Source organism: Candidatus Hydrogenedentota bacterium (assembly GCA_035416745.1).
Taxonomy (GTDB): domain Bacteria; phylum Hydrogenedentota; class Hydrogenedentia; order Hydrogenedentales; family SLHB01; genus UBA2224.
This window is the reverse complement of record DAOLNV010000059.1, coordinates 20,604-30,274: the sequence shown is the minus strand read 5'-3', so window position 1 is coordinate 30,274 and position 9,671 is coordinate 20,604. Positions and strand designations below refer to the sequence as shown.

Below are 9,671 nucleotides of genomic sequence, written 5' to 3'. Positions count from 1 at the left end.
GTATCTCGAGTCGCCTCGTGTATCTGTTTCATAATCGTATACTCCTCGCGGGCCTCCGGGGACGTTGCAAGCAACTCCTCGACCGCCCGGCTCTCGTCCGGGGTCAATTCACCGTCGAGATATCGTGATAAGCGTTCCGAATCCTTCGGGTTCATGGCCGGAACTCCACTAGTTCTTTCTGCAGCTTCTGGCGGACACGCCACAGTTTCTGACTCACGGCGTCGGGCGTCATGCCCAGCGTCTCCGCGATGGCCCCGTATGACATCCCCGCCACGTATTTCATCGCGAGGATGTCGCGCTGGTCCTCGGGCAACGCCGCGATGGCCCCGCCCAGGGACTCGGCCGCCTCGTTGCGCATGGCCTCGTGGCCGGGATTGCTCCGGGCCGCAATATCCCGGTCGCCGATGGGGGTCTCGCGCGAACGCCGCCGCGCCATATCCACGGCAACGTGCCGCACAATACCCACCAGCCACGGCCCCAGCCGCGCGGGGTCTTTCAACTGTCCAAGCGTTCGCGTGGCGCGGGCAAACGTTTCCTGCACCGCCTCCTCCGCGAGGGCCCGGTTGCGCGTCACGCCGTATGCGATCGCGCCAAGGGCATCGGTGTAGCGCTCGACAACCGCCGCGGCCGCTTGGCCGTCGCCGGCGCGCCAACGCCGCGCCAATGACGCATCGCTGTCTCGTTCGAGGTTGGCCTTCCTCATAACATCCTGCTGATTAGTCGTTCGGGGCCGCGGTTTCTTACGGTAATCATCTGACGACGGACCTCTGAGAGCTTGGCCCGGGATTCGGCGAACCAGAACCGCCCGGCCTGGGTCAAAGTCAGCCGCGCCTCGTGATTATATGGCTTATGGGGCCCGCGGCGATCACGCGGCAGTCTCTCCGCGCGTCTTCCTCAACCCGATTAGGGCGCGGGACAAACGAAGCTGTAGCGGCCAGAGCCGGTTGTGACCGTTGTCTTCGCGCCCGCCTTGATGTCGCGAATGCCCAGCGCGCCGGCTAACGGAACGCCGGATTCGGTTACGTTTTCGGCCGCGCCGGTGGGCAACACGATGTCGGCGGTAGAGTTTCCGGGGACCGTCACATCGAGGGCGATGATGCCGCTGTCCTGACGGTTCCACGATACCGCGACACGCCCGTGGGGCGAATCGAAGTAACCTTCCGCGCCGTTCAGGCCCTCGACCACTGTCGGTTCGATGTGGAGATGCTCGAATCCGACGCTGCCGGGCGCTTGGCGTATCCCGAGCAGGTAGCCGGTAAACCATTCCTGGGCATGGCCAAACATGCAATGGTTGAGCGAGGAGCCGGGTTTGTCCCACCGTTCGGAGAGCGTCTTCAGCCCCCATTGCCGGAGCATGCAGCCGTATCCGGGTGCGGTCCCGCGGTCCAGCATGCGGTAGATGACGTCCGACCGCCCCGCATCAGCCAGGGCCATCAACAGGTATCGGAAACAAACCTCGCCGGTGGTTTGGCGGTAGCCGTTCGACTCCAGCTCTTTGACCAATCGCTCGGCCAGCGCGTCGCGGGCCTCGTCAGGGAACAGCCCAAAGTGTAACGCAACAGCAAGGGACGCCTGGCTGCCGGTCGCGACAGTCTGTTCGGCCGGCTTGTAGTAGGCCGCAATGAAATCTGTCCGGACCCGCTCCGCGAGTACGCCAAACTCCGCCGCATCCGCGTCTCTTCCCTGCATTGCTGCAGTCTCGGCAACGATGCGCGCGTTGTCGTACAGCATGGCTGTTGCGGTCAACTCCCCAGGGGTATGTTGCGACTCGCCCTGGTGACCGTTTTCGGAGCTCCAGTCGTACCAGTCGCCAAGCCCCGCCTTGGCGAGCCCCTGTTCGTTGCGGGTTGTGGCAAGATAGCGGGTATACCTCGCCATGGTGGCGTACTGCTGATCCAAGACATCCTCGTCCCCGTACCAGCGATACAGCAGCCAGGGCAGTTGGACGGACGCGCTGCCCCACTCGGCCGACTCGAAGAACCCGCCGCTGAACCGCGTGTACTCGGGCGCGATGTCGGGCACCAAGCCGTCTTCGAGCTGCGAATCGGTGGTGTCGCGGCAGATTTTGCGGTAGAGCCCATGGGTGTCGTAACGATAAAGGATGGACGGGCCCATCAGGTGAGCCACCTCGAGCCACCCAAGCTTTTCGCGGTGCGGGCAGTCGGTCAGAACGCTCTGCAGATTACTGCGGACCGACCGGTCGATCATGGCGTCAATTTCGTTGAACAAATGGGGCGCGCCCGGCAGCGGGTCCGCGCAATGAAACGCACCAACCGCCGGTGCCGAACTCGTGACGAAATCGGCCCCTGCGTCGAGCAATACCGCCCTTTCCTTGCCTGCATCGGGGTCTTCCGGCAGATCGACGCCCACAACGCGTAGAATCTGGAACCCGAAATACGTGAAGCGGGATCGAAACGTCTCCTCTCCCTCCCCTTTCAAAGTATATGTGTAGGAATGGCCCTCCCACGGCTTGTCCATGCGCTCGGCCGTGGTGATGGTCACGCGCGCGCCCGCCTCTCCCTTCACTGTGATGAAAGGCCGCGCGGACAAGTTCTCGCCCAGAAACACGATGCATTCCCCGGGAGACAGCGAGCCCACCTTGTCACTGCGAATGCTTCTCGCCACCGTAATTGGCGGCGCGGACTGGGAGCGCAGCTTTCCACCGGGTCCTTTCACCACGCGGACCGCGTCCCACTCGCTATCGTCGAAGCCGGGCGCGTCCCAACCCGGCTGTTCGCGGCGGGCATCGTAGTCTTCGCCACCATACACGCAACTGAACACGATGGGACCGTCATCGGTCTTCCAGGACGCGTCGCTCACCACGCGCTGGACCATCCCGTCCTCGTATTCGACGCGCAGGTTCAAGATCAGCTTGGGCTCGCCGAAGGACCCGAGGAACTTGACGTACCGCCCGCCCTGAACGTTGTACATGCCGTTGCCCAGCATGACGCCGAGGGCATTTGAGCCTTCGCGCAACATCGCGGTCACATCGAAAGGCACGTACAAGCAGGTGTCTCTGTAATCCGTCCAGCCGGGATCGATGACGTGGTCGCCCACTTTCGCCCCGTTAACCGAAAGCTCGAAATGGCCGAGGCCGCACACACACGCCAACGCGCGTTTGACGGGTTTCCGCTCGACCGCGAACTCCGTACGGAAGATGGGCATGACGTCCGACCCGGAGCCCTTGATCTCCCCCCACGGTTCGGTGCCGGGGGGACCTAGTTCTTTGGCATTCGGCCAGCCGCCGACGGGGTCTTCTTGGAAACGGTCCGGTCCTGACGCCAGATCCCAGCCTTTCTTTGGCCCCGCCCGCCAGGATTTGTCGGTGACCAAGGTCTGGGACGTGCCGTCGGCATATTCGATGTCCAGCCGGGCGATAACGCCCGCTGGATTGGGGTTATCAGCGGTATTGGTCACCGCGAGCCCAATGAGGTTCCGCCCGGAGCCCAGATGCTGGGTTACATCGATGGACTTGGCCCGTTCCCACCCGGTTTTCGTGGCGATTTCCCCAAATCCTGATGTCCCCATGCGCACACTGCATTCGTTGTCCGCGCTGATTTCAAGCCGTGCGGACAGGAGCTGCGCGCCGGAGTCAAGCTCAAGCATCCTGCAAAAAAACCGCGTGCCCGGCGCAGCCTGCATGAAGTCTTCGTCGGGCGCCCATATCCACTGCGCGCCTTCGAGGGGGGGTCTCAGTGCGCGGCCGGCGATCCAATCCGCCTGCCAGTCGCTGGGCCCGAGAAGACCCATGGTCCACGTGGCGGTGTCGCTCCACGGCGAGGCCTGACCGTGCTCGTCCCAGACCTTGACCCGCCAAGAGACACTCTGCGCAGCGTAAAGGACCTTCCCCGAGTAGCGCGCGTGCATGTCCGAAGATTCGACCTTCCCCGAGTCCCAGAAGTCAGGCTTTTCCGCGTCGAGAAACTCGGGCGAGCCGGCAGCCATGATGCGGTAGGCGTTCTGGACCACGCCGCGCTCGCCGGAGGACACCACCCAGCTCAGCCGCGGCTGGGATTCCTCGATGCCCAGTGGGTCGACGCGGAAATCGGTGCGCAGCCCCCCAGCCATGATACCGTTTTCGGCCGCCAGGACGGCCAAAGCGGGTCCCAGAAGAAGGAGTGACATAAGAATCGCGCGCATGAGGATGTCCCCTCCATCGTGCTCTTCACATCTCGAGACAGGGGTTTGAGTCCTGTGCCTCCAAGCGTGTCGATTGGCATCACGAAAGGCTCGGCCCAATTCACTAGAATCCCGCGGAAGCATCGAGCTCCTGCAGAAATGCCGTGACTATTCTGCTGTCCGCATCGGCCAGTCCATTGAACGCCACACCGGCGCAGAACCCGCCTTTCTCGGGCAGATGGCGGACCCAGCGGATGTCCGCCGGCATATGAATCTCCTGTCCGTTGCGGAGTTTGATGGCCAAACGCAGATGCTGGCCCGTTTCGAGGCGCTGCTTCGTGAACAACTGCGCGCCATCCGTATTCAAGTCCAGCAAACGCCCGGGAATGGCGACGGCGTCGAAATCCCAGTCGTTCGAGTAACCCGCCGCGTGGCCAATCAGCATCTGAATCCTGACCTGGCAGGTATGCCGGATGACATGCCGCCGCTTGCGCCTGAATTCTCTCTGTCCTCCTAATTCGGCGACTAGTGTTTCGAGTTCGCGCACACGCTCCTTGGCGGCGATATCAGCCTGGCGCCGAAGGGTCTTGCGTCGTTCCTGCAAACCGGCACTCCCTATGATGAAGCTGTGTAGCCTATCCCAGAAGCTTTTGCGCCGCCGTCAACTGCCGTTCGAGCCGCGCCATCATGCGCGCGGCACGCTCCGCCAGTCTCCGCCTCGGCACTCTTTCCTGCGGTGCCCGCGGCCTTATCGCCCGATTTGCCTTCGGCGGACCCTGTCCCACGGTCCCGCAAAGACTCCGCGCCGCTGCTGTAGATTTCATCCGATTCCAGGAACGCTGCCATGGCTTCGACGAGGTAGTCGGACATCGGATTGCTCGGGACCCCGCCGTTGCCCGAGTGATCCGGGTCCTCGAGCAGAAACCGCGCCTCGGCGAGGTCTTCGCGCCCCGCCGGTGTCCCCGGCCCTTGCGATTTCGGAGACACCGCAGCACTCCCCTGCTCTGCCCGATGAAGGCGAACCGTCTGTATGGCCAACAACACGGCCAGAATTGCCACGACACCAGTCATGAACTTGTTCAAGGCCAAGACTCCCTACACGCCTCTAGCGAGGAGGCTGGTTTACGCCATAAAAGACTATCGGAACCGCCATCCAGCGTCAATCCCGCGCGCGCCCTTGAACCCCCGCACGCAGAGCTGATATCATGACTAAATAAGGGAAAAGGACTAAAAGGACATAAATGACATAAAGGGATCTCTGCGAAAGCTGCTTCTTCCACCCAAACTTATGTCCCTTTTGTCGTTTATGTCCCTTCAAAGGAGCCCGCCGTGCCCCAAGGCTTCATCCCGCCCCATGGCGGCTACGCAAGCCTGCTCTCCTACCAGAAAGCCGAGATCGTCTACGACGCCACCCTCTACTTCTGCGACCGCTTTCTCGACAAATACGACCGCACCCGTGGCCAGATGACCCAGGCCGCCCGCTCCGGAAAGCAGAACATCATCGAAGGCAGCATGGCCTCGGCCGCATCCAAAGAAACCGAACTCAAACTGACCAGCGTCGCACGCGCCAGCTTCAAAGAACTTCTCGCCGACTACCGCGACTTCCTCCGCACCCGGGGCCTCGGCGAATGGGCCCGAGATCACCCCTACGCCGCGCGCCTGCGCCAACGCAACCGGTCCTCAGGCGCAAACTACGAGACGTTCCGAAAAGGCATTGAGCATCCCGACCCGGCCATCTGTGCCAACGTCATCATCGGCCTCATCAAGGTCACAAACTACCTGCTCGACCAGCAGCTCCGACGCCTCGAACGCGATTTTCTCGAAGAAGGAGGCCTGCGCGAGCGCATGACCCGCGCACGACTCGCCCGCCGCGACAAAAAACACCATCGGGGACGCCTCCCGTGAACACCCCCTTGCGGTCTCACGCCTCACTCGTTCGTTCGGGCTCGGCAGACGTGGCTTGCTCCGCATCTTGGGCGTTGTCGAGTTCGAGCTGTTCGGGCTCGGGGGGTTCGCCGGCTGGGCGCCATCCGTGTTTCGAGGGGATGTAAGCGCCGCCGGACACGATAAGTTTCATGGCTTCTTCGACGGGCATGTCGATCTCGGTGATGTCCTCGGGGGGGAGATAGATCAGATACCCCGAAGTGGGGTTGGGGGTAGTGGGCACGAACACGGCGATGAGTTCTTTGCCTTTCCGGCGCTGTACCGTCCCCTGTTCCGACGAGGTGACGAAAGCGACCGCGGTCATGCCCTCGCGGGGGTAGTCAACGAGGCAGACGCGCTGGAACACCGTGCCCTGGCGGTTCACGAATACGTCGCGGATCTGCACGACCGCCTGATAGATCCGGTTGAAGAACGGGATAAACCGGAACAGCCGTTCGCCAAACGCTATGAGCTTGCGTCCGATCAGGTATCGCGCAAGATACCCGGAAACGAGGAATATCGTAATGGCCAACAGAATGCCGAGGCCCGGCTGATACTTGATGTTGGCGAGAAACCCCAGTTGGGGAACTCGCTCGGCGATAGCGTGCAGGTTTACCACGGCGGTCTTGATGAGCCGTTCGATGCCGAATACAAGCTTGCTCAGCACCCACCAGGAAACCCACAGGGTGATGATGAGAGGCAGCCACAGCAGGAACCCGGCAACCAGGATGCGCCAGAGTTTGCTGTATACGTACCGTGCCCCGCTCCACACGGAGCGTTTAGGCGCGGGACCCGGTGTCTTGTCCGTCGTTGGCATCGTCTTGCGTTTGCGCGCCATAAGCTTCCTTTGCCTCGGGCAGGATTTCGAGGCGGATCTTCGAGACGAAGTTTACGCCGCCTTCGAGCACGGTCATCCGGAAACCGTTGTGCAGCACCACTTCCCCTTGCGCGGGTATGCGCCCCGCCACGTGCATCAGCCAGCCTCCGATGGTTTCAACTTCGTCGTCTTCAATAATGACCTGCATGAATTCGCCGGCCTCTTCGAGACTCATCCGGGCTTCGATGACGTACGCGTCGGGGCCCACCCGCTGGATGGGCTTCGGTTCGCGGTCGTGCTCGTCCTGGATCTGTCCGAAAATGACCTCGAGAATGTCTTCGAGGGTGATAAGTCCGTCGGTCCCGCCGTACTCGTCGATGACGATCGCGATGTGCTGCTTCTTGCGCTTCATCTGTTCGAACACGTCATCGAGGGTAATGGTGTCGGGCACGTGCATGACATCGCGCATGAAGAGGCGGATGTCCTCGCTTCCCGAATCGGTGTCAAGCAGAACGTCGTGAGCCGTAACGATGCCGATGATCTCATCCACCGACTCGTGATAGATAGGAATGCGCGTCTTGCCCGACGCTTCGAATATGCCAAGCAGTTCGGAGCGCGTTGTGGTGTCGGGCAGGCCGTAGATGTCGATGCGCGGCACCATGATCTCCTTGGCCTGTATGTTCTGGAGGTCGATGATGGCGTGAATCATGCGCTGCTCTTCCGGATCGATGGTCCCATGCTGCGCGCTTTCGTCGACCAGCACCCGAACGTCGTCGAGGGTGGACATCAGCGGGCTGAGGTAGGTCCGCTTGTCGCGTCTGCGGAAAAGGGTCTGCGTGAACCACGAAACAGGTTTGGCCACGGGCGTCAGCAGCCAATAGAAAACGTTGATGATGGGGAACAGGGCGAGGGCAAGCCGATTTGGATGGGTCCGGAAGACGCTCTTCGGAAGAATCTCGCCGAAAACAAGCATCATCGGCGCGACGACCAGCATGGCGAGCACTTCGCTCCATTTCGTGATGATGTCAATGTTCGCGTGCCCGGCGCCTTGGGCGCCCAGCAGCACGGTGAATGCCTGAGTGATCGCCATGGTGCCCGCCATGGTGGCGATGTTGGTGCCGATCAGAAGCATCGCGAGCATTTGCTCCGGCCGCTCGATGTACCGCAGCAGACCCCGCGCCCGCACATTGCCTTCTTCTTCCGCAAGGTAGCGGATACGGATGGCGTTGCTCGACACGAAGCCGGTCTCGTACCCCGCGAACAAGGCCTGAAACAGGACCGCGAGCAAGAACACGGCCAGAAGGGTGAGTGCTGCGCTCATCATTGCGGCGCTCCCTCCTGCGCGGCGTCCGTACGGTCCGGGGCCGGGGTCATCTCGATGCGGACGGATTCCACGCGTTTCCCGTCGCAACGCTCGACGACGAAACGCACCCCGTAGTGCTCGATCTCATCGCCCGGCTGGAGTATCCGGTCGCTCATCTTCATGAGGAACCCGGCAACGGTCTCGTGCTCTTCATCCTCGAGCTTGATCTTGAGTATCTCGCTCAATTCGTCCAGCGGCAATCCGCCGTCCACGCGGTAGACATTCTGAGCAACGCGTTCGTACGGCGGCAATTCCTGCTCATCTTCGTCCATGATGTCGCCCACGACTTCTTCGACGGCATCTTCGAGGGTGACGATGCCGGCGGTGCCGCCGTACTCGTCGACCACGATGCCGAGATGCGTCCGTCTCTGCTGGGCATGACGCACGAATTGGGGCACCGTCATAGTCTCGGGCACGAAAAGCGGCGGCCGCAGAAAGTCGCTCGCGAGGCGCGCCGTATCGCCTTTGGCGATGGCCGGCAGCAGATCTTTCATCACAATAACGCCGCGGATGTGGTCCATATCTTCTTCAAAGACGGGCATGCGCGAGTATTCGTTTTCGCGATACGCTTCGAGGGCTTCTTTGACCGTGGCGTTCGAGGGAAGCGCCACCACATCCGGCCGGGGCGTCAGCACTTCGCGCAGTTTGGTGTCGGTAAACTCGAGGATGCCCTGGATCATCTGCCGCTCGCCGCTCTCGATGGCGCCGTGCGACTCGCCCGTCGACAGGGCCGCTTTCAGCTCCTCGTCGGTGATGAACGGCGCGGCGCGCAGCTCGTGAAACCGGGTGACGCGAAACAACAGATCGGTAAGGCGAAGAAGCGTGTTGCGCAACGGCGCCAGCACACGATCAGCCAGGCTCAGCGGCAGGGCGAAGAGCCGCGCAAGCGTCTCGGAGGCTCCTACCGCTACGATCTTGGGCGAGATTTCCCCGAAAAAGACCAGTACCCCGGTGCATGCGGCGACAGCCACCGGATAAGCCAGCGGCGTGCTCCAGCCAAAAGCGTGCTCGAAATAGCGCTGCACCCGCGTGCCCAGCAACACCGAAATCAGCACGTTGACCGTCGTGTTGCCCACCAGGATCGTCGTCAACAGACGCCCGGGGGACTTCATCATGTTCGTGATGAACCGGCCCGAGATGGTCTCCTCCTCGGATATGGCCCGCAGGCGAAGCCTGTGGATTGAAAAGAAGGCCGTCTCGGAACCCGAGAAAAAGGCCGACAGCCCGAGAAGCACCGCGACACAGACCAACACGGGAACGGGCAGAAAATCCGTGAAGGCCACTGTATCCGCGGGTTCGCCGCTCACCGCGGCCCCGGCGCTCCAGCCCGCCGGAAACCCGATGAAGAGAACGCCTAGAAACGCCACGGCAACGAGCGCGCCCAGCACCTTTGCGCGCGTACTAGGGTAAGGCCCCGCATCATCGTCTACGTGTGTCTTTTCTCCCATG

At 62.0% G+C, this 9,671-nt stretch carries 8 protein-coding genes; 1 reads left to right on the top strand and 7 read right to left on the bottom strand.

All coding sequences use genetic code 11. From position 1 onward, the window contains the following. Nucleotides 1-151 precede the first annotated feature (151 nt). The 4 genes from PLJ71_16110 to PLJ71_16095 form a co-directional block, all read right to left on the bottom strand. Entirely contained in the window at nucleotides 152-703 is a 552-nt protein-coding gene (locus PLJ71_16110) for a sigma-70 family RNA polymerase sigma factor (protein HQM50213.1), read from the bottom strand. A 200-nt stretch (nucleotides 704-903) separates the two neighbouring features. Beyond that, a complete protein-coding gene (locus PLJ71_16105) occupies nucleotides 904-4,140 on the bottom strand; it encodes a family 78 glycoside hydrolase catalytic domain (GenBank protein HQM50212.1) in 3,237 nt (1,078 codons plus the stop codon). Between the two features lie 103 nt (nucleotides 4,141-4,243). Continuing rightward, nucleotides 4,244-4,723, bottom strand: a complete 480-nt coding sequence (locus PLJ71_16100; GenBank protein ID HQM50211.1) for a PilZ domain-containing protein — start codon at nucleotides 4,721-4,723, stop codon at nucleotides 4,244-4,246. 11 nt (nucleotides 4,724-4,734) lie between these two features. Beyond that, entirely contained in the window at nucleotides 4,735-5,202 is a 468-nt protein-coding gene (locus PLJ71_16095) for a hypothetical protein (protein ID HQM50210.1), read from the bottom strand. A gap of 246 nt (nucleotides 5,203-5,448) precedes the next feature. On the opposite strand from PLJ71_16095, the gene PLJ71_16090 reads away from it, so the two are divergent. Then, complete coding sequence (locus tag PLJ71_16090) at nucleotides 5,449-6,024, top strand: four helix bundle suffix domain-containing protein (protein ID HQM50209.1); 576 nt, start codon at nucleotides 5,449-5,451, stop codon at nucleotides 6,022-6,024. Nucleotides 6,025-6,040: 16 nt separating this feature from the next. On the opposite strand, the gene PLJ71_16085 is transcribed toward PLJ71_16090, so the two are convergent. The 3 genes from PLJ71_16085 to PLJ71_16075 are packed head-to-tail and all read right to left on the bottom strand — an operon-like array spanning nucleotide 6,041 to nucleotide 9,670. Further along, nucleotides 6,041-6,880, bottom strand: a complete 840-nt coding sequence (locus tag PLJ71_16085; GenBank protein HQM50208.1) for a DUF502 domain-containing protein — start codon at nucleotides 6,878-6,880, stop codon at nucleotides 6,041-6,043. Further along, nucleotides 6,822-8,183: a hemolysin family protein gene (locus PLJ71_16080; protein ID HQM50207.1), complete on the bottom strand. Its 1,362-nt coding sequence runs from the start codon at nucleotides 8,181-8,183 to the stop codon at nucleotides 6,822-6,824. Before PLJ71_16080 ends, PLJ71_16085 begins: the two co-directional genes overlap by 59 nt. Further along, nucleotides 8,180-9,670 (bottom strand): hemolysin family protein, encoded by a 1,491-nt coding sequence (locus PLJ71_16075; protein HQM50206.1) that lies wholly within the window; start codon nucleotides 9,668-9,670, stop codon nucleotides 8,180-8,182. Before PLJ71_16075 ends, PLJ71_16080 begins: the two co-directional genes overlap by 4 nt. Nucleotide 9,671 lies beyond the last annotated feature (1 nt).